This window comes from Halobacterium yunchengense (genome assembly GCF_037031165.1).
In the GTDB taxonomy this organism is placed as follows: domain Archaea; phylum Halobacteriota; class Halobacteria; order Halobacteriales; family Halobacteriaceae; genus Halobacterium; species Halobacterium yunchengense.
Window position 1 is genome coordinate 1 of sequence record NZ_JAYEZL010000005.1, and the last position, 19,130, is coordinate 19,130.

Here is a 19,130-nt window from a genome sequence, read left to right on the forward strand (position 1 = left end):
TCGCACTTCCGGGTCGCTACTCCTCGCACTTCCGGGTCGCTACTCCTCGCACTTCCGGGTCGCTACTCCTCGCACTTCCGGGTCGCTACTCCTCGCACTTCCGGGTCGCTACTCCTCGCACTTCCGGGTCGCTACGCTTCCTGCTTCCGCGTCCCTACTCCTCGGTCCTCGCGCCCCTACTCTTCGTTGATGGCCTCGCTGGCGATGTTCCGGCCGCGGGTCTTCATCGTCACCTCGCGGCGCTTGCGCACCTCCTCGAGGACGTCCACCTCGATGAGGCGCTCGAAGATGGACTCGACCTCGTCGACGTCCATCCCCAGGAAGTCCGGGATCTCGAACGACGACACGCCCGAGTACAGCGCCATCAGCACGCGCTTTTCCGTCTCCGTGAGGTCGACGGACCCCTTGCTCTTGCGGGCCTCCTTGCTCAGCAGCGACTCCAGAATCGAGCAGGTGTGGGCGTCACTCGAGAAGTACGTCTGCACGCTCACGTCGTCGACGGTGTGCTCGACCTTCAGCACGGGGCGCTTCTCGCCTTGCACGTCCAGGGACGCCGCATCCGCTGACCCGACGTCGTCCAGTTCCACCGACACGAACGACCCGTTCTGCATCGCGACGCTCAACTGGTCGTCGTCGACCTTTATGCGCGCGCGCTCGAAGGACTCGTCGGTCACGACGCCGCCTTTCACCGCCGGGTGCTTCACGAGCAGTTCCGTCTGGTCGAGCAACGCCCCGTAGAGCTTCGTCTCGAAGCGCTCCGTGTTCTCCCCCATCGAGACCAGCACGACGCTCTCGTCTGCCAGCTGGATGCTCACGTAGTCGCTGACCTTCGCGACCGTCTGGTTCACGTCGTAGCGTCCGCTCAGACTCGAGACGTCCGACAGCGGGAGGTTTCGCTTCCCGTCGTTCCCGGCGAGGACGACCCGCTTGTTCGACAGCAGGATGCGGCCGTTCGTCCACTCCGCGTCCTTCAGCCGGCGGCCGTCCTTGACCGCCTGCAGGAACTTCCCCGCGCCGTCCGCGATCTTGTACTCGGACTCGCTCATTCCGCCCCCGCGAGCTCGCGAGCGCGCACCCCCACGCCGTTCGCGGGCCGACGCGACGACTCCGTGCTCATTGCTTGGCGTAGGTAGTCAGCTCCCGCTTATAACGTTTTGCGTCCGGTTCTCGAATTTGAAACCGGGGGACGGCACCGCTTTCGGCGGTCTGTCCACCGACGTTCAGGTACGACCGCCGAGCTTCGAGATCGCGGAGAACGCGCGCCGCCGCACCTCGGCGCTGTCCGTCTCGTCGACCAGCTTCTCGAGGCGCTGCTTCGACCGGTCGCCGCCCACCTTCCCGAGCGCGAACGCCGCCATCGCCACCGCGTCCTCGCCGTACTCGTCGGTCTCGACGACCTCCAGCAGCGCCGTCTCCACCATCCGCCCGCCGATCTCCGCGAGCCCGGTCGCCGCGAACTGGGAGATGAGGTCGTCGTCGCTCCCGAGCACGTCACAGAGCGCGTCCACGGCGTCCAGCTTCGTCGACCGCTCGCCCGCCACGCGCCCCAGCATCCACACCGCGTTCCGGCGCTGGTGGAGCTGGGAGCCCTCCTCGACGATCTCGACCAGCGACGCCACGATGCTCGGGTCGCTGCGCGCCGCCATCCGGTCGACGATGGTCTCCCTGAGCTCGTGGCTGCGGTCCGGCGGCACGTTCGAGAGGATCTCGATCAGCGAGAACACGGCCGCGCGCCGCACCAGGTCGCTCTCGTCGCCCAGCCGCTCGACGAGCGCGTCCACGGGCTTCGCGTTCTCGAACTGTCCGAGCGAGCTCACCGCCGTCCGCCGCATCGCCTCCGCGTCGTCGTCGACCACTGACAGCAGCCCGCGCAGCGCGGTCGCCCCGTTCAGCCGTCCCAGCGACTCCGCGGCCTCCCGGCGGACCTTCAGCGGCTGGCCCTCCAGGCACTCCACGAGCACGCCAGCGACGGCCGGGTCGCCGACCCGACCGAGCGCGCGCGCGATGCGCGCCCTGACCTCCGGGTGAGGTTCGGACTGCAGGTGTTCCGCCAGCGGCCGCGCGGACTCCTCGACGCCCAGCAGGCCGAGCACGTTCGCGGACGCCATCCGCAGCTCCGTCGTCTCCGAGTCGAGGTTCGCCACGAACGCCTCCGCCTGCGCCCACGACGCCCCCGACTCCTGCACCGGCGCCCCGAGCCCCTTCATCAGCGCGTCGACGGCCTCCTGCTGGGTCAGCGCGTCGATAGCGGCCGCCCGCACCGCCTCGGACTCGTCGCTCATCGCCTCCACGAGCGCGTCGATGCCCTCCGACTCCGGCTCGTCGAGGCCCCCCAGGATTTCGGCCGCGCGACGCCGCACCGTCTCCTTCTCGCTCTCCCGGAGCAGCTCCACCAGCTTCTCGACGTCCCCGGAGCGCTCCAGTCCGTACAGCGATGGCACACTACACCAGTAGGTACGCGCCTACAAAGTCGTGACGTTCAAAAAAGCGATGCAACAGGGGAGGGGGAGACGCCGCTACAGCTTGACGGCCTGCTTGCCCTCGAGGGACTCGGGGGCAGACAGCCAGTAGGGGGTCGTCGCACCGTACTGGGTCGTGATCTCCAGTTTGGCGCTCTCGCCCTCCGCGAGGCCCTGGAGGTCGTTGTCCCCATCCGGCGTGTAGTCGCCGTTACGGATCGCCGTCGTGTTGAAGACGAGCTTGATCCGCGTGTCCGAGCTCTCGAGGACCTCGGAGTCGTCGCCGTTGACGTTGATCGTCGCGAACTCGGACTCGTTCGTCCCGGCCACCTTATCCGGTCCGTTGACCAGCGTGGTCGCCGTGTCCGGGCCGATCCACTGGACGGTCGCCTCCGAGAGGTTGATGTTGTCCGCGCCGGCCGCACGCATCACCGTCACGTTCACGTAGTCGATCGTCCCGTTCTGCGTGGAGTCGTTCGCGTAGTTGACGTTCCCCGTCGCGGAGACGACAGAGATCCGGTTCGATACCTGCGCGGACGCTTCCTCGCCGGTGGCTTCGCTTTTGGTCTGGAGGAAGCCGGCCGTGTTGATGAGGACGCCCGCGGCGATGGCGGCGACCAGGACCATCGCGATGAACACGATGAGCGTCCCGATCCCCACCTGACCGCGCTCTTCCTCGTCGTTGATGAACTCGAACATCCTTACAGCTTCACCACGTTCTTGCCCTGCAGCGACTCGGGCACGGTCGCCCAGTACTCGGTCTGGGAGCCGAACTGGGTCGTGATCGTCAGCTGCGCCTGTTCACCTTCACCGAGGCCACTTGTACTGGACACCGCTGCGGAATCGATGACGATGTTGATGCGCGTGTCCTGGTTAGCCAGGACCTTCGACTCGTCGCCTTTCACCTTCTCCGTGGTGAAGTTTCCGCTGTCCTCGGTGTCAGCGTAAGTCAGCGTCTTGGCGGTGTCCGGGCCGATCCACTGGACGGTCGCCTCCGAGAGGTTGATGTTGTCCGCGCCGGCCGCACGCATCACCGTCACGTTCACGTAGTCGACGTTGTCGTTAGCCGTGACGTTCCCCGAAGCGGAGACGACTGTGACGCGATTCGATACCTGCGCGGACGCTTCCTCGCCGGTGGCTTCGCTTTTGGTCTGGAGGAAGCCGGCCGTGTTGATGAGGACGCCCGCGGCGATGGCGGCGACCAGGACCATCGCGATGAACACGATGAGCGTCCCGATCCCCACCTGACCGCGCTCTTCCTCGTCGTTGATGAACTCGAACATGGTTTCGTTGTCTGCCCCCACCCGGTTGGGTTGCTGGGGCTCACCCCGAACGAAACTGGAACTATACTAAAAGGTACGCCCCCGGTTATCAGACGTGAAAAACTCGTAGACGACTGCTAACAGCTAAAGTGCGGGCGTTCGCTCTGTCTGTATGGAGCGCCTGGACTTCGCGGATATCCGACACCGCGTGAAGCTGCGGCGGGACGCGGGCGACGAGCGACTGTTCGAGAACAGGGACGCGGTGGCGTGCCCGGTCTGCGGAGACCCGTTCGACGAAGCCCTCGCATCGACGAACCGTACCTGCCAGCTGTCCCCGGGCCCGGAGGTCGACGTCTGCCTGGTCCGCGAGGACGATAGATTGGTCGTCTTCACGCACGCGTGAGGCGCGCGCCGGCTGGCGGCCGCGATTTCCGCCGTGGGCTGGCGGACGACGCGGTGGGGTGGCGCACGACTGCGATTATCCGCGCTGGTAACGGTGGGGGAAACCTTTTATACCTCTCTCGTTCCTGTTCGGCCACGAATGCTGGGTACGCTTCGGAAACTGCTCGGGCGGGGGTCGGGGACGCCGGCGACGGACGGCGGCACCGACACCGGCCAGTTCTCCTTCGGCGGAGCGGACAGACACGCCGCTGCGGTCCGCGAGCGGTACGACGTGGACCCGACGCGGTTGTCCCCGGACCTCCCCGAGGACGCGCGCGACCACCTCGGCGGGCTGCTCGACGAGACCGGCCCGGAGACCGACGCCTACGTCCCGGCCTACGAGGCGGCGGGCGTCGACGCTTCCGAGTTCGTCGCGGCGCACGAGGCCGCCGCCGCTGGCGTCGTCGACGCGGTCTTCGACCGGCTCCGCGAGGAGGGCCTGGACGAGCAGTCCCTGGACCGCGCCGAGTCGGAGCTGCGCGCGGGCCTGGACGCTGTCGTGGCGGACGCCGCGGCCGGCGTGGCGGCCTACGACGGCGAGGCCGGCGACGAGCTGAACGTCGAGGACGACGAGCTGCTGGACGGCATCGGGATGCCGGTGTTCATGCTGGACGCCGACGGCGAGGTCGTCGCGTGGAACGAGGCGCTGTCGGAGCTCACTGGCTGCTCCCCGGCGGAGGCCGTCGGGTCGACGCACGCGAGCGAGGCGTTCTATCCCGACGGCCGGCGCGTGCAGACGCTCGCGGACAAGGTCACCGAGGCGCCGCGCCGCGCTGACGAGGCGTTCGACGTGGACCGGGCGGACGCGGACAGCGACATGTACGCGGACGCCAGCACGATGGTGGACGCCGCCGGCGAGGAGCGCGACATCCGGTTCAAGGCGTCGCCGATCTACGACGACGACGGCGAGCTGCTGGCGGTCGTCGAGACCGTCGAGGACCGCACCGAGGACGTCCGGCGGACGGCGGCCGTCGAGTCGCTCGTGGACGAGCTGTCGACGACCATCGACGCGCTGTCGAACGGCGACCTCGACGAGCGCGCGTCGTTCGACCACCAGGGCATCGTCGACGAGAGCCTCGTGGGCGTCGTCGACGACCTCAACGGGATGGCCGAGGAGTTCGAGCGGCTCGTCGGACAGGTCGAGGGCCAGACCGAGGAGCTGGCGACGTCGATCCAGCGCGCGACAGACGAGGCCAACCACATCGCCGAGACCGTCGAGGACCAGAACGAGATGCTCTCGACGGCGGCCAGCGAGATGCAGAACTTCTCCGCGAGCATGGAGGAGGTCGCGGCCAGCTCCGACCAGGTCGCGTCCGCCGCCGAGCAGGCCCAGACCGCCGCGGAGAACGGCCTGGACGCCAGCGAGGGCGCGAGCCACGCGACCGACGAGGTCATCGAGATCAGCGACGACCTCGTGGACAGCGTCTCCGAGCTGGAGTCGAAGATGGACGAGATCGAGGAGGTCGTCGACGTCATCGCGGAGGTCGCCGACCAGACGAACCTCCTGGCGTTGAACGCGAACATCGAGGCGGCGCGCGCGGGCGAGGCGGGCAGCGGCTTCGAGGTGGTCGCCGACGAGGTCAAACAGCTCGCGAACGAGACCCGCGAGCACACCGAGCGCATCGCCGGCTCCATCGAGGACGTCCAGCGGCAGGCCAACGAGACCGTCGTGGCCGTCGAGGAGTCCCACGAGCAGATCCACCGCGCGGGCGACGAGATCGACGACGCGCTGCGCGCGCTCGAGGAGATCGCGGACGCGGTCGACGAGGCGGCGACCGGCATCACGGAGGTCGCGCGCGCGAACGACGAGCAGGCCTCGACCGTCGAGGAGGTCATCGTCACCATCGAGGACGTCCAGCAGCAGGCCGAGCAGGCGTCGGAGGCGTCCGAGCGCATCGTGGCGGCGACCCGCGAGCAGTCCGAGGCGGTCGGCGAGCTGAGCGGGCGGGTCGAGCAACTGCGAGCCGACGACGAGCGAGTCACGGAGGAATCAGCATGACGTTGAACCCACGCGAGTACGACCCCGAGGAGCTTCGCAGCGCCGCCGCGCCGGGCGACGGCGAGAACGTCCGCGAACTGAAAGAGCGGTTGACGGAACGCGAGCAGACGGGCGAGGAGTCCATCCGGTCGAGCCAGCTGAAGCAGCTGCTGTTCATGCACTCGAGCGCGAGCGAGGCGGACCTGACGCGGCCGTACCTGGAGTCGATGCCCGGGAAGTACGCCGCCGAGATCACGCTGTTCGAGTGGCTGGAGTTCCTGCTGGAGCGCGGCGGCGTGAAGCGGTCCCTCGACGCGATCGACTACTACGAGGCCATCGGCTGGGTCGGCGCGGACGCGGCCGACGAGCTCCGCGACCACGTCCGCGGGTTCGCGGGGCCCGCCGACGAGGACGACCACGACGACTTCGAGATGACCGACCACGTGCTGAGCCTGGTGTTCATCGCGCGGCTGTCGTCGATGAGGTGACGCGACGCCCCGCAGTCAGGACAGCTCCCTGACAGCACGTCGAACCTCCCCGTATTTCGAGTGTTCTCGCGGCGAACCACCGTCAATGCGCCCGAGTGGCCGGTTACCGGCCGTTAACGTCGTCCTACCCGATTCATCGTTTTGAGAACTGGGGGAGAACATTAATTACGCGCGGAACTCCTGTATCACTCCGAATGAAGTTTATCCACCTCACCCCGGCTGCGTTCGTCGCGGTGCAGCTCGGGGCGCTGGCCGTGGGGATGGCCAGTTGGCTCGACGAGGACGAGGATGGAGGGGACTCCGGCGGCGGCGGGGAGTTCGCCATGGACGACGGCGACGACTTCGACGACGACTTCGACGACGACTTCGGTTCGTTCGAGGACATGGACGGCGGTGGCGGCGGACCCGCCGGCCAGGACGCGTCCGTCAACGAGCTGGAACACCGCATCGAGGAGCTCGAGACCGAGGTGTCGAACGTCGCGTCGAAGGCGAACACCGTCCGGAGCGAGAACGAACAGATCAGCGAGAGCGTCGAGGACGTCGAGGAGAACGTCCGGAAGCTCCTGGAGATCTACGAGATGGTCACCCGGGGCGTCAACCCGTTCGTCGACGACGTGAACACCGAGGCGATGGGCGGCGGCGGCGAGGACAGCTTCGGCCTGTTCGACGACGACGGCGACGGCGAGGTGGACGCGGACGACGCGGACCTCGACGCCGACATCGCGGACGCCGACGCCGAGGACTTCTTCGAGGAGGACGCCTTCGAGGACGACTTCGAGACCGAGGACGCCGACGGCTTCGAAGACAGCTTCGAGGACGACGAACTGGACGAGTTCGACGACGCCCTCGAGGACGACGAGACCAGCGAGTTCGGCGAGGACGCGGAGGCGGACGGCGACGGTGGCGGCGACGGGACGTCCTTCGAGGAGCTGAAGGCCGAGTACGAGTCCGGGGAGGCAGACTGGGCCGACGAGGACGACGCGGACGGGGGCGCCGACATCGCGGACGAGGACGAGGCCTCGGAGCTGGGGTTCGACGACTCGGACCTCGCCGGCGAGGACGCGGCGGACGAGGTGGCCGCCGCGGACGGCGACGACGGGGGCTTCGAGTTCGGTGCCGCGGACGGTGCGGCCGGCGACGGCGGAGCGGCGGACGACGCGCCCGCCGGCCCGTCGCTCGGCCTGGCGACCGAGGGGGACGGTCCGCACCTGGCGGAGCCGCCGAGCGGCTACCTCGCGGACGTCGTCGCACTGGAGTGGCTGGACTACCTCCTCTCGGAGTTCGGCCCGAAGAACACGGTGCGGACGCTGAACTACTACGAGCGCATCGACTGGATCGGCGAGCCGGTCCGCGACCAGCTGTTCGACTACCTCGAGGGGCTGACTGACTCGGACTACCTCTACCGCGAGGAGTTCGGCACGACCGAACTGACGATGGACGACCACCTGGAGAGCCTCGACTACATCGACGAACTGGCGAGCGAGAACATCGAGCGCGCCATCGTCGACCGATTCGACGACCTCCACAGGAATGGGATTCAGCGTTAGTGGCTCCGCGGCGATCCTGTTCATCGCCGCGTTCGTGAGCGTCGGCATCCTGTACTCTGCGGCGTACAACGGCTACGAGCGCGTGCAGGACGCCGACGAGGGACACGGCGAGCGCGTGCTCGAGCAGCGCAACACCGCGGTGAACGTCACGAACGTGACCTACGACGCCGACGGGGGCGACCAGTTGACAGTGAACGTCACGAACGAGGGCTCGACGACGCTGTCGGTCGAGGAGACGGACGTGCTCGTGGACGGCGACTACCTGTCCCGGGAGGAGTACGTCGACTGGAGCGTCGACGGGGCGACGGACACGGACCTCTGGCTGCCGGGCGAGACGTACAGCGTCACCGTGAACGCGACCGACCCCTCGCGCGTGCAGGTCGTCACGGGGTCGGGCGTGACGGCGACGGAGGTGGTCTGAGTGGCGAGCGTCTCCTCGTCGACGCTGATAATCTTCATCGCCTCCATCCTCGTTGCCGCCTCGGTGGCGGGCACGATGACGAACGGCGTCCAGCGGCTGAGCGACGCGCTCGGGGACCGCAGCGTCGACGTCAGCCAGGACATCCGGACGGACGTCGAGATCATCAGCGACCCCGGCAGCCCGTCGTCCATCTACAGCGAGTCCGAGGGGAACCTGACGGTGCTGGTGAAGAACACGGGGTCGGAGACGCTGACGGCCGCGCCCTCGGAGGTGGACGTGACGGTCGACGGCCAGTACGTGACGCCGTCGACGGTCACCGTGGTAGGTGGTGACAGCTGGCGGCCGGGTGCCGTCGCGCGGGTGAACGCGTCCGTGAGCCTCGGCGGCGGCGACCACCGCGTCGTGGTCGTCGTGAACGGCGACCGGGAGGTGTTGGAGTTCAGAACAGCATGAGCACGAGGAACCTCTACTCGCTCGGGATGGACAGCCACGACCGGCTGAACAACGAGCTCGGCGGCGGCATCCCCGGCGGCAGCATCGTCCTCGTGGAGGGCGACTACGGCGCGGGGAAGTCGGCGCTGAGCCAGCGGTTCACCTACGGCCTCTGCGAGGAGGGGCACTCGGTGACGCTGGTGTCCACCGAACTGACGGTGCGCGGGTTCATCGACCAGATGCACTCGCTGAGCTACGACGTTGAGGAGCACCTCCTGGACGAGGACCTGCTGTTCCTGGAGGCCGACGTGGACACCGGCGGGAGCACGCTCCGCGGGACGACCGACGACGACGAGAGCAACCGCATGCAGTTGCTGAAGCGCCTGATGGAGGCCGATAAGATGTGGGAGGCCGACGTCGTCATCGTCGACACGTTCGACGCCATCCTCCGCAACGACCCGAAGTTCGAGGCGCTGGTCCGGCAGAACGAGGAGCGCCAGGCCGCCCTGGAGATCATCTCCTTTTTCAGGGACCTGGTGTCGCGGGGAAAGGTCATCGTTTTGACCGTGGACCCCAGTACAGTCGACGAGGAGGCGATCGGTCCGTTCCGGTCCATCGCGGACGTCTACCTCGAACTGCAGATGGCGGAGGTCGGCAACGACGTCCGCCGGTCCATCGCCGTGCGGCGGTTCGCCGGGATGGGCGAGCAGGTCGGGGACACCATCGGGTACTCAGTGCGGTCCGGGACGGGCATCGTCATCGAGAGCCGCAGCGTCGCGTAACGAGGATTCCACATGGCAGACCACGGGAGTCGACAGATCGGTCACGAACTCCGCGAGACCGCCAGTCGGCACGCCCACCTGCGGGAGTACCTCCAGCGGTTCAAGCAGTTCACGGGCGAGTTCCCGGAGCTCATCGACGAGCCGACCGACGAGTGGGAGGCCGCGAAGCCGAACGTGCTCTACCCCGTGGGCGGCCCCATCTACTGCCACGTGTACGGCGACCTCGGCAAGGACACGAAGTACTACACCATCGAGCCGGAGCTGTCCGGGCCGGAGGCCGCGGTGTTCAGCCAGGTCCAGGAGCGCATCCTCGAGAAGTCCGTGACCAAGCCGGCGCCCGAGCAGGAGGCCGAGTACGACGACCGCATCGAGGAGCTGCTCGAGGAGACGGTGCGGATCAACGACGACGACGAGGGCGGCGTGTTCCAGCGCGTGCGGTCGCTCCCGAACGACCTCGGGTCGCTGGTGCGGAGCTTCGACTCGACGTCGGTGGCGGACCGCATGGTCAGCGACGACCGCGGCCAGCTGTCGATGGACTCCGGCGACCTCTCCGGCGACCAGATGAAAGCGGGCGCGCGGAAGGTCGCGTCGGCGCCGCAGAACGTCGCCCGGCAGTTCCGCGCGGCGGTGCCGATGGTGCGGGAGGCCCTCGAGGAGGCGTTCGGGTTCGGCCGCATCCCGGTGACGCAGGCGACCTACGAGAACATCCGCTACCAGCTGAACCGGGACATCGTCGGGTTCGGGCCGCTGGAGCCAGTGATGCGGGACCCTTACAACGAGGACATCCACGTCATCGGACCGAGTCACTGCTACGTCGACCACGGCACGTTCGGGATGCTGGAGACGACGGTGGACTTCGGGACCCAGGAGGAGTTCGACGGCTGGCTGCGGAACATGGGCGAACGCATCGGCGACCCGGTCTCGGACAGCGACCCCATCGTGGACTCGACGCTGCCGGACGGCTCGCGTATCAACATCATCTACAGCGACGACGTCTCCCTGAAGGGGCCGTCGCTGACCATCCGCCAGGGCGACGAGGTGCCGCTGTCGGTCGGGCAGATCACCGACTGGGGGACGCTGTCGCCGGAGCTGGCGGCGTACCTCTGGCTCTGCCTGGAGAACGAGCAGACGGTCTTCGTCGTGGGGGAGACGGCGTCCGGGAAGACGACGACGCTGAACGCGATTATGTCGTTCATCCCGCGGGACTCGAAGATCTACACCGCGGAGGACACCGCGGAGGTGCTGCCGCCCCACGACACCTGGCAGCAGCTGCTGACCCGCGAGGGCCAGGGCGAGAACTCCGCGGACGTGGACATGTTCGACCTGGTCGCGGCGGCGCTGCGCTCCCGGCCGGACTACATCATCGTCGGTGAGGTGCGCGGCGAGGAGGGCCGGATGGCGTTCCAGGCCGCCCAGACCGGCCACCCCGTGATGTTGACGTTCCACGCCAGCGACATCGTCTCGATGATCCAGCGGTTCACCGGCGAACCGATCAACGTCCCGGAGACGTTCATGGACAACGCCGACGTCGCGCTGTTCCAGAACCGCGTGAAGCAGGGCGACGACGTGTTGCGCCGCGTCACCTCGGTCCAGGAGATCGAGGGGTACTCCAAGGAGATGGGCGGGGTCGTGACCCGGCAGGCGTTCTACTGGGACCCCGTGGAGGACGAGATCGTCTTCCAGGGTCGGAACAACTCCTACGTGCTCGAAGAACAGATCGCGACCCTGCTGGGGTACGCCGACACCCGCGAGATCTACGACGAACTGGACTTCCGCGCGGACGTCGTCGAGCGCATCATCCAGGAGGACCTCGTCGGCTACCACGAGTTCAACGAGACCGTCGAGGCGTTCCAGCGGGACGGCGTCGAGGGGCTGCCGTTCACGATCACGCGCGGGTTCTAGCATGTCCGCCGAGGACGTCGACGCCGAGTCGGCCGACGCGACCGTCCGGTCGATAGACGACCTCGAACTGGGGGACCTCGTGGAGTCGGTGGTGGACGCCTACGGGCAACTGTCGATGCCGGCGTTCACGTACGTGCTGGTGGCCGTGGTGCCGTCGGTGGTGTTCTTCGGGCTGACGGTCGCGGTCGTCTTCCTCGCGGACCTGCCGCCGTTCCTCGCGGTGCCGGTCCCGATGCTGGGCGCCCTCGGCGTCGTCACCGCGGTCCTATACCCGAAGATCAAACTCGACCAGCGGAAGACGCGGATGGAGAACCGCTTCCACCTGTTCGTCACCCACATGACGGTGCTGTCGACGACGAACATCGACCGCGTGGAGGTGTTCCGGCGGATGGGCAACGAGGTGGAGTACGGGCCGCTCGCGGAGGAGTCCCGCCGGATCGTCCAGCTCATCGACTCCTGGAACCAGAGCCTCGACGACGCGTGCCGGATGCGCGCGGAGAAGGTCCCCAGCGACCTCGTCGCCGACTTCCTCGACCGGCTCGCGTACACCATCAACTCCGGGGAGAGCCTGGAGTCGTACCTGGTCTCCGAGCAGGACGCCATCGTCCAGAACTACGCGACCGTCTACGAGGGACAGCTGGACAACCTCCAGGTGATGAAGGACCTCTACCTGTCGATGGTGCTGTCCGTGACGTTCGCGCTCGTGTTCGCGACCGTCCTCCCCATCCTCTCCGGGACGGACCCGACGATGACGGTGTCCTCCGTCGTGGTGCTGTACACGTTCATCCAGATCGGGTTCCTGTACGCCATCTACACCATCGCGCCGACCGACCCCCTCTGGTACCTCCCGCCGGACCGCACGACGAGCACGGAGTGGCGGCTCCGCGCCGCGACCGTGGTCGGCGCGGGGCTGTCCCTGCTGCTCGTCGGCGTCGTGGTCGCGGTGCTGTTCGAGTGGACGAGCGTCGACCCGTCGTCGGTGCCGCTGCCGCTGTACGCGGCCGTGCCGACGACGCCGCTGCTGATCCCCGGGTTCGTCGCCCGCGTCGCCGAGGAGCGCGTGAAGGACCGCGACGACGCGTTCACGAGCTTCATCCGCGCGCTCGGCGCCAGCGAGACGGCCCGCCAGACGACGACGACGCGCGTCCTGGAGTCGCTGCGGAACAAGAACTTCGGCGCGCTCACGGACCTCGTCGACGACCTCTACAAGCGGCTGAACCTCCGCATCGACGCCGAGCGCGCGTGGCGGTACTTCACGGCGGACGCCCACTCCTACCTCGTCCAGAAGTTCAGCGAGATGTACCTCATCGGCCGCCAGATGGGCGGCGACCCGAAGCACCTCGGCGACCTCATCTCGCGGAACATGAGCGAGGTGCTCCAGCTCCGCCAGCGCCGCAACCAGGCGGTGTCGACGCTGCTTGGCGTGCTGTACGGCATCACGGCGGCGGCGACGTTCGCGTTCTTCATCGGGCTGGGCATCGTGAGCGTGCTGTCGGGGATGGGCCTGGACTTCTCGAACCCGGCGTTCGACGTCGGCCAGATCATCAACACGGACGTCTACGACATCGAACTCATCGAGTACCTGCTGGTGGTGACGATACTCGTGAACGCGTTGCTGTCCTCGCTGATGATCCGCGTGGTCGACGGCGGCCACAAGCTGAACGCGTACATCCACTTCGTCGTGCTGACGTGGATCTCGGCGGTCATCGCGTCGCTGACGATGCGGCTGGTGGAGACGCTGCTGGCGGTGTGAGCCGCCGGCGGGCGCCGGGACGCGGCCGCCGCGGAGGGGGCCACACTTATGTGTCGTAGCGCGCTACGTCCGGGACGATGAACGAGGCCGGAGGCGACGGGTACGTGTTCGCCGTCGCCAGCGGGAAGGGTGGCGTCGGGAAGTCGACGACCACGGCGAACCTCGGGGTGGCGCTGGCCGACGACGGCTTCGACGTCGCGCTGGTCGACGTCGACCTGGGGATGGCGAACCTCGCGGGCCTGCTGGGCGTCGACCCGGACGTGACGCTGCACGACGTGCTCGCGGGCGACGCGTCGCCGGCCGACGCCGCCCACGAGGCGGAGGGCCTCACGCTCGTCCCGGGGTCGACGGACCTCGAGCAGTTCGCGGAGGCGGACGCGAAGTCCCTGCACCGCGTGGCGTCGTACCTCCGCGAGCGCAACGACGTGGTGTTGCTGGACGCGGGCGCCGGCCTGAGCTACGACATCGCGATGGCGATGAGCGTCGCCGACGGCGTGCTCCTGGTGACGACCGCGGAGCTGGCGTCGCTGACGGACGCGACGAAGACCGGCCAGCTCGTCGGGAAGCTGGACAAGCCCGTGGTCGGCGCGGTGTTCACGCGCACGGGCGACGGCGGCTTCGACGACGTGGAGGGCATCGCGGCGGCGCTGGGGACGACGGACGCGGTGACGGTGAGCGTCCCCTACGACGACGCGGTGAAGCTCGCGGTCCGGAAGAGCCGGCCGGTCGCGGCGCTAGCACCGGAGAGCCCGGCGGCGCGCGCGTACGACCGGCTCGCCGCGAAGCTCGCCGACAGCGTCGGCCTCGAGCCGCCCGAGGCGGAGTCGACGGGCTTCGAGTGGGTGGACCCGGAGACCGGCGAGGAGGCGCGGGACCCCGGCCGCGACGCGGCGGACGGCCCAGTCTACGAGATTCCGCTGGCGGACCTCATCGAGGAGGCCGGCCTGGACAGCGACGACGACGCGGCCGACCGGCGCGTGAAGCTCCTCGACAGGGTGAAGTCGCGGTTCTCGTAGGGCGCGGGCGGACGGCGTCGGCGGTCACTCCGGGGTGACGATGCTGTACATGACGAAGATGTACCCGGCGGTCGTGAGGACGTAGTTCGCGGTGAGCAGCGTCCGGGTGTACCGGAAGTCGGTGACGAACGCGACGACGGTCGTGCCGATGGCGGCGGCGACGACGAGCCCGAACCCGACCGAGAGGTGCAGCATCGAGTGTCTGGCCGTGTCGCGGTACGCGCGGACCGCGAACGCGACCATGCTGAGGCCGGCGGCTGCCAGCGTCCCGCTGAAGACGAGGTAGATCGCTTCGATCGTGCGCATTGTCTCGCGTCGTTCGTCTGTTCGTCCCGCAGTTCCAGTATAAACCTGTCCCCGCGATTATTATCTCGGAGAATCGAGGCGCGTCGGGCGCCGGTGCGGCTGGTCAGCCCTCCGAGCGGAGGTCGCTCCAGACGTCGACGAGGGCGTTCTTGGCCTCGGTGCGCTCCTGGGTCTCGATCTCGGTCTCGTCGACGCCGAACTGGACGGTGAGCTCGTCGACCTGCCGGCGGTACACCTTGGTGCGGCGGCCCTCCTCGGAGAGCTCCTTGCCCTCGAGTTTGAGGAGGTCGTGGTCGCTGAGCTCCTCGATGCGGCGGTAGCTGGTGGCGATCGGGATGTCGAGTTCCTCGCTGAGTTCCTGCGCCGACTTCGGCGCGTGGGTTGCTTCGAGGATCTCGGCGTTGTACTTGTTGCCGAGCACCCGCAGCACTTCCACCGGGTCCATCGGGATGACGATAGATATGCAGCGAAAAAAGAGTGTCGGGGTCTGTGCGACCGTCGGGTAGTTGGCTCGCTGTCAGATGTCGGAGTGTTCCCGCGCCCTCCCCGGGGAACGCAGTACCGCGACGAGCGCCCTCCCGGCGGGGTCTGGGCCGCCACGAGGACGAAAATGGGTGGCGACGGCGCGGCGGAGCACGCCGGTGTGCCGAGTCGGTCACCGACCGTCGTACGTGACCCCTGTATGTCACTATCGGCGGGTTCTGCAGTCCAAACGCTTAATCCGGTCGGCGGCAGAGACGCCGGTATGACAGAGGAGACGGACGTCCTGGAGTTCTCGCTGGGCGACGACCGGTTCTGCATCGACATCGCGCACGTCGACGAGATCGTCGACGCCACCGGGGACGTCACCCAGATCCCGAACGCGGACGACCACGTCGTGGGCGTCGTCGACCTCCGCGGCGAGACCACGACCGTCGTGGACCCGCGCGTCCGCCTCGACGTCGGCGGCGACGCAGACGGCGACCGCATCGTGGTCCTCTCCGAGCACGACGCCACCGGCCTCCTCGTCGACGACGTCCACGAGGTCGAGGGCGCCGACCCGGACGCCGTCGACGAGTCGGCGGCCTCGGCGACGACCCGCGGCGTCGTCCGCCGCGACGACCGCTTCGTCGTCTGGGTCGACCCGGACGCGCTCGTCTGAGCGGCCCGCCGCCGGGCCAACCTAGTCCAGGAGCGCGTCGACGTCGGCGTGGTCGTGGAGCAGTTCCTGCATGCGGTCGACGGTGCGCTCGTCGCGCACGCGCCCGCTGCGGACGAGTCCCTCCGCGCGCTCGACGGTCGTCAGCGTGTCCGACTGCACCGCCAGCACGGGGACGCCCTGTTCGGTCGCCTTCCCGAGCACCGCGCCGGACGGCCGGTGGCCGCCAGTGAGCACGAGACACGCCACGCCGGGCGCGTCGAGCGCGGCGGCCTGGACGTCCGCGCGGTCGCCGCCCGTGATGACCGCCGCGGCCTTCGTGCGGCGGAAGTGGCTGAGCGCGGCCTCCCCGCTCATCGCGCCGACGAGGAACCGCTCGACGAGCGCGTCCTCGCCGGCGCCGTCGGTCAGCACGTTCGCGCCGAGCTCCGCGGCGAGGTCCCCGACGGTGACGCCGGCGAGCTCCGGGACGCGCGGCAGCACGCCGCGCACCGGGACGCCGCGGCCGTCGAGGAACGGCGCGACGTCCGTCTCCACGTCGTCGTAGGCGTCGTCGGCGACCACGTTGAACACGACGCCCGTACAGCGGTCGCCGAGGTCGTCGGCGGCGGCCAGCACGTCGTCGACGTCCCCGGGTTCCTCGTACCGCGAGACGACCAGCGACCGGGCGTCGAGCAGGTCCGCGACCTCGGGGTCGGTGAGGTCGACGATGCCGCCCGTGGCGAGGTCGTCGGCGCCCTCGACGACCATCAGGTCCTTGTCCTCGGCGAGCCCCTCGAAGGCCTCGCGGACGCGCTCGCGGAGCTCGTCGGGGTTCTCGCGGCCGCGGATGGCGCCCTCGACGAACGTCGGCGAGTAGACGACCGGTTCGAGGTCGTGCATCTCGGCGTCGAGGCCGAGGAGTTCCCGCGCGAGCATCGGGTCGGCGTCCAGCGTCTTCCCGACGTTGCTCTGGAGGCGGGTGCCCTTCGGTTTCATGTAGCCGACGTCCGCGCCCCGCTCGGCGGCGAGGCGCGCGAGCGCGAGCGTGACGGCGGTCTTGCCGGTGCCTGCTTCGGTGGATGTGACCAGTAGCGTGTTCATAGTTCCTCGGGGTCGATGGTGAGTCGCACGTCCAGCGCCTGCACGCCGTCCGGGGTCGCCAGCAGCGGGTTCACGTCCAGTTCGAGGATGGCCGGGAAGTCCGTGACGAGCTGGCTGAGCCGCTGGACGGCCGCCGTGACCGCCGACTCGTCGGCCGGCTCGCGGCCGCGCGCGCCGCGCAGCAGCGGCGCGGAGTCGAGGTCGTCGACCATCCCGGCCGCCTCGCGCTCGGAGACGGGCGCGACGCGGACGCTCGTGTCCTCGAGCACCTCGACGAAGATGCCGCCGAGTCCGAACAGCACGAGCGGCCCGAACTGTGGGTCGCGGTTCGCGCCGAGGATGGTCTCCGTGCCGGCGTCGGTGTCCACGAGCTCCTGGACCTGGACGCCGAGGATGGTCGCGTCGGGCTGGTAGTTCCGCGCGCGCGTCACGAGGTCCTCGTAGGCGTCCCGGACCTCGTCCGGGGGGACGCCGACCTTCACGCCGCCGATGTCGGACTTGTGGAGGATGTCCGGGCTGACGATCTTCATCACGACGTCGCCGTCGATGCGACCGGCGACCCGCTCCGCGTCGGTGGGGTCGTCGACGACCTCGCCCTCGGGCGTCGGGATGCCGTACGCCTCGAGGAGGTCCATGGCCTCGACGCCGAGCCGGCGGTCGTCGCGGTCCGCCGCGGCCGCCAGGATCTCGCGAGCGCGCTCGCGGTCGACGTCGAACTCCGTCGGCGCCTCGTACTCCCTGGCCTCGACGTCGGCCTGGACGGCGAGCGCGTCGAGGCTGTGGATGGCCCGGGCCGGGTCGAAGTAGTTCGGGATGCCGGCCTCGGAGAGCGCCCGCTCGGCCGCCGCGGTGCGCTCGCCGCCCATCAGGCACGCGACCACGGGCTTGCCGTGTTCGGCCTGCGCGGCCGCGACGACGTCCGCGAGCTCCGCGAAGTCGAGGACGGCGGTCGGCGCGGACACCACGACCGCGCAGCCGACGTTGTCGTCGGCGAGGACGGTGTCGACGGCGGTCTCGAAGCGCTCGAGGTCGGCGTCGCCGATGACGTCGACGGGGTTGTAGACGTTCGCCTCCTCGGGCATCGCCGCCTCGAGGGCGTCCAGGGTGTCGTCCGTGAACGACGCCATCGACAGCCGCGAGTCGCCGACGGCGTCGGTCGCCATCACGCCCGGGCCGCCGGCGTTCGTGACGACGGCGACGTCGTCGCTGGCCGGCAGCGGCAGGCCGTCGAGGGCGCGCGCGAAGTCGAACAGCTCCTGGACGTTCTCGGCGCGGACGACGCCCGCCTGCTCGAAGCCGGCCTCGTAGGCGGCCTCGCTGCCGGCGATGGTGCCGGTGTGACTGGAGGCGGCCTGCGCGCCGGCCTCGGTGCGGCCGGACTTCACGACGACGGCCGGCGTCTCCTGGGTGACCTCGCGGGCGGTGTCGACGAACGCGCGGCCGTCCTCGATGCCCTCGAGGTAGCCGAGGACGACGCTCGTCTCGGGGTCGTCGGCCCAGAACTCGAGGAAGTCCGTCTCGTCGAGGACGGCCTTGTTCCCGAGGCTGACGACGTCCTTGAAGCCGATGCCCTGGTCGTTCGCCCAGTCCAGGACGGCCGTGATGAACGCGCCCGACTGGCTCATGAACGAGAGGTTGCCGGGGAGCGCGTTCGACGGCCCGAACGTGGCGTTCAGTCCGGTGGGCGTGGAGAGCACGCCGAGGCTGTTCGGTCCGACGAGGTCGAGGTCGTACTCGTCGGCGACCGCGGCGAGTTCCCGCTCGCGCTCGGCGCCCTCGCCGCCGGTCTCGCTGAACCCGGCCGTGATGACCACGACGCTGCGGACGCCGGCCTCGCCGGCGTCGCGGACGGCGTCGACGGCGACCGACGGCGGCACGACGACGACCGCGAGATCGACGGGGTCGGGGACGGACCCGAGGTCGGGGTAGCAGTCGTACCCGAGCACGCTGTCTCGCTTCGGGTTGACCGCGACCACGTCGCCGTCGAACTCGGCGAGGTTCGCGACGATGGCGCGGCCGATGGCGCCCTCGCGTTCGGTCGCGCCGACGACGGCGACGCGGTCCGGCGCGAACAGTCCACCGGCGTCGTCTTGTGACGTCACAGTTCGAACGTCGGCCGTCT

The 19,130-nt window shown here is 69.0% G+C and carries 19 protein-coding genes; 11 read left to right on the forward strand and 8 right to left on the reverse strand.

The features are described from left to right. Positions 1-176 precede the first annotated feature (176 nt). The 4 genes from cheF1 to U5911_RS13850 form a co-directional block, all read right to left on the reverse strand. The gene (gene cheF1, locus U5911_RS13835; protein ID WP_336037641.1) at positions 177-1,046 is read right to left on the reverse strand and encodes a chemotaxis protein CheF1; all 870 of its coding nucleotides are present in this window, start codon (positions 1,044-1,046) and stop codon (positions 177-179) included. A gap of 174 nt (positions 1,047-1,220) precedes the next feature. After that, complete coding sequence (locus tag U5911_RS13840) at positions 1,221-2,441, reverse strand: HEAT repeat domain-containing protein (protein ID WP_336037643.1); 1,221 nt, start codon at positions 2,439-2,441, stop codon at positions 1,221-1,223. A 75-nt stretch (positions 2,442-2,516) separates the two neighbouring features. Beyond that, entirely contained in the window at positions 2,517-3,158 is a 642-nt protein-coding gene (locus U5911_RS13845) for an archaellin/type IV pilin N-terminal domain-containing protein (protein ID WP_336037645.1), read from the reverse strand. Between the two features lie 2 nt (positions 3,159-3,160). Then, positions 3,161-3,742: an archaellin/type IV pilin N-terminal domain-containing protein gene (locus U5911_RS13850; RefSeq protein WP_336037647.1), complete on the reverse strand. Its 582-nt coding sequence runs from the start codon at positions 3,740-3,742 to the stop codon at positions 3,161-3,163. A 151-nt stretch (positions 3,743-3,893) separates the two neighbouring features. On the opposite strand from U5911_RS13850, the gene U5911_RS13855 reads away from it, so the two are divergent. The 10 genes from U5911_RS13855 to U5911_RS13900 all read left to right on the forward strand — a co-directional run bounded on the left by U5911_RS13855 (position 3,894) and on the right by U5911_RS13900 (position 14,481). Next, the gene (locus U5911_RS13855) at positions 3,894-4,124 is read left to right on the forward strand and encodes a DUF7385 family protein (RefSeq protein WP_336037648.1); all 231 of its coding nucleotides are present in this window, start codon (positions 3,894-3,896) and stop codon (positions 4,122-4,124) included. 138 nt (positions 4,125-4,262) lie between these two features. After that, positions 4,263-6,161 (forward strand): methyl-accepting chemotaxis protein, encoded by a 1,899-nt coding sequence (locus U5911_RS13860; protein ID WP_336037649.1) that lies wholly within the window; start codon positions 4,263-4,265, stop codon positions 6,159-6,161. Further along, positions 6,158-6,628, forward strand: coding sequence for a FlaD/FlaE family flagellar protein (locus U5911_RS13865; RefSeq protein WP_336037650.1), 471 nt, complete (start codon positions 6,158-6,160; stop codon positions 6,626-6,628). Before U5911_RS13860 ends, U5911_RS13865 begins: the two co-directional genes overlap by 4 nt. A 194-nt stretch (positions 6,629-6,822) precedes the next feature. After that, positions 6,823-8,175: a FlaD/FlaE family flagellar protein gene (locus U5911_RS13870; protein ID WP_336037651.1), complete on the forward strand. Its 1,353-nt coding sequence runs from the start codon at positions 6,823-6,825 to the stop codon at positions 8,173-8,175. Continuing rightward, positions 8,159-8,596, forward strand: coding sequence for an archaellum stator protein ArlF (gene arlF / locus U5911_RS13875; RefSeq protein WP_336037652.1), 438 nt, complete (start codon positions 8,159-8,161; stop codon positions 8,594-8,596). The genes U5911_RS13870 and arlF overlap by 17 nt, the downstream gene beginning before the upstream one ends. After that, positions 8,597-9,049 carry an archaellum stator protein ArlG gene (arlG, locus tag U5911_RS13880; RefSeq protein WP_336037653.1) on the forward strand — a complete coding sequence of 151 codons (453 nt, stop codon included), beginning with the start codon at positions 8,597-8,599 and terminating at the stop codon, positions 9,047-9,049. It abuts the gene before it with no gap. Then, a complete protein-coding gene (arlH, locus tag U5911_RS13885; protein ID WP_336037654.1) occupies positions 9,046-9,810 on the forward strand; it encodes an archaellum protein ArlH in 765 nt (254 codons plus the stop codon). The genes arlG and arlH overlap by 4 nt, the downstream gene beginning before the upstream one ends. 12 nt (positions 9,811-9,822) lie before the next feature. Continuing rightward, complete coding sequence (locus U5911_RS13890; RefSeq protein WP_336037655.1) at positions 9,823-11,712, forward strand: type II/IV secretion system ATPase subunit; 1,890 nt, start codon at positions 9,823-9,825, stop codon at positions 11,710-11,712. Position 11,713: 1 nt separating this feature from the next. Continuing rightward, positions 11,714-13,465, forward strand: a complete 1,752-nt coding sequence (gene flaJ, locus U5911_RS13895) for an archaellar assembly protein FlaJ (protein ID WP_336037656.1) — start codon at positions 11,714-11,716, stop codon at positions 13,463-13,465. A 77-nt stretch (positions 13,466-13,542) separates the two neighbouring features. Then, on the forward strand, positions 13,543-14,481 hold the full coding sequence (locus U5911_RS13900) for a MinD/ParA family protein (RefSeq protein WP_336037657.1): 939 nt from the start codon (positions 13,543-13,545) through the stop codon (positions 14,479-14,481). A gap of 24 nt (positions 14,482-14,505) precedes the next feature. Here the strand turns inward: U5911_RS13900 and U5911_RS13905 are convergent, their stop codons facing one another. Continuing rightward, positions 14,506-14,787 carry a DUF7521 family protein gene (locus U5911_RS13905; protein ID WP_336037658.1) on the reverse strand — a complete coding sequence of 94 codons (282 nt, stop codon included), beginning with the start codon at positions 14,785-14,787 and terminating at the stop codon, positions 14,506-14,508. 103 nt (positions 14,788-14,890) lie between these two features. Next, positions 14,891-15,232 carry an ArsR/SmtB family transcription factor gene (locus tag U5911_RS13910; RefSeq protein WP_336037659.1) on the reverse strand — a complete coding sequence of 114 codons (342 nt, stop codon included), beginning with the start codon at positions 15,230-15,232 and terminating at the stop codon, positions 14,891-14,893. 300 nt (positions 15,233-15,532) lie between these two features. On the opposite strand from U5911_RS13910, the gene U5911_RS13915 reads away from it, so the two are divergent. Then, positions 15,533-15,928, forward strand: coding sequence for a chemotaxis protein CheW (locus tag U5911_RS13915; protein ID WP_336037660.1), 396 nt, complete (start codon positions 15,533-15,535; stop codon positions 15,926-15,928). Between the two features lie 21 nt (positions 15,929-15,949). Here the strand turns inward: U5911_RS13915 and U5911_RS13920 are convergent, their stop codons facing one another. After that, positions 15,950-17,008 carry a phosphotransacetylase family protein gene (locus tag U5911_RS13920; protein WP_336037661.1) on the reverse strand — a complete coding sequence of 353 codons (1,059 nt, stop codon included), beginning with the start codon at positions 17,006-17,008 and terminating at the stop codon, positions 15,950-15,952. Further along, entirely contained in the window at positions 17,005-19,110 is a 2,106-nt protein-coding gene (locus U5911_RS13925) for an acetate--CoA ligase family protein (protein WP_336037662.1), read from the reverse strand. Before U5911_RS13925 ends, U5911_RS13920 begins: the two co-directional genes overlap by 4 nt. Positions 19,111-19,130: the final 20 nt, after the last annotated feature.

What these genes read in the sequence shown, in the direction of transcription:
- cheF1 (WP_336037641.1), bottom strand. Translation starts at nt 1,046, where the DNA reads ATGAGCGAGTCCGAGTACAAGATCGCGGACGGCGCGGGGAAGTTCCTG.
- U5911_RS13845 (WP_336037645.1), bottom strand. Translation starts at nt 3,158, where the DNA reads ATGTTCGAGTTCATCAACGACGAGGAAGAGCGCGGTCAGGTGGGGATC.
- U5911_RS13850 (WP_336037647.1), bottom strand. Translation starts at nt 3,742, where the DNA reads ATGTTCGAGTTCATCAACGACGAGGAAGAGCGCGGTCAGGTGGGGATC.
- U5911_RS13855 (WP_336037648.1), top strand. Translation starts at nt 3,894, where the DNA reads ATGGAGCGCCTGGACTTCGCGGATATCCGACACCGCGTGAAGCTGCGG.
- U5911_RS13860 (WP_336037649.1), top strand. Translation starts at nt 4,263, where the DNA reads ATGCTGGGTACGCTTCGGAAACTGCTCGGGCGGGGGTCGGGGACGCCG.
- U5911_RS13865 (WP_336037650.1), top strand. Translation starts at nt 6,158, where the DNA reads ATGACGTTGAACCCACGCGAGTACGACCCCGAGGAGCTTCGCAGCGCC.
- U5911_RS13870 (WP_336037651.1), top strand. Translation starts at nt 6,823, where the DNA reads ATGAAGTTTATCCACCTCACCCCGGCTGCGTTCGTCGCGGTGCAGCTC.
- arlF (WP_336037652.1), top strand. Translation starts at nt 8,159, where the DNA reads ATGGGATTCAGCGTTAGTGGCTCCGCGGCGATCCTGTTCATCGCCGCG.
- arlH (WP_336037654.1), top strand. Translation starts at nt 9,046, where the DNA reads ATGAGCACGAGGAACCTCTACTCGCTCGGGATGGACAGCCACGACCGG.
- U5911_RS13890 (WP_336037655.1), top strand. Translation starts at nt 9,823, where the DNA reads ATGGCAGACCACGGGAGTCGACAGATCGGTCACGAACTCCGCGAGACC.
- flaJ (WP_336037656.1), top strand. Translation starts at nt 11,714, where the DNA reads ATGTCCGCCGAGGACGTCGACGCCGAGTCGGCCGACGCGACCGTCCGG.
- U5911_RS13900 (WP_336037657.1), top strand. Translation starts at nt 13,543, where the DNA reads ATGAACGAGGCCGGAGGCGACGGGTACGTGTTCGCCGTCGCCAGCGGG.
- U5911_RS13905 (WP_336037658.1), bottom strand. Translation starts at nt 14,787, where the DNA reads ATGCGCACGATCGAAGCGATCTACCTCGTCTTCAGCGGGACGCTGGCA.
- U5911_RS13910 (WP_336037659.1), bottom strand. Translation starts at nt 15,232, where the DNA reads ATGGACCCGGTGGAAGTGCTGCGGGTGCTCGGCAACAAGTACAACGCC.
- U5911_RS13915 (WP_336037660.1), top strand. Translation starts at nt 15,533, where the DNA reads ATGACAGAGGAGACGGACGTCCTGGAGTTCTCGCTGGGCGACGACCGG.
- U5911_RS13920 (WP_336037661.1), bottom strand. Translation starts at nt 17,008, where the DNA reads ATGAACACGCTACTGGTCACATCCACCGAAGCAGGCACCGGCAAGACC.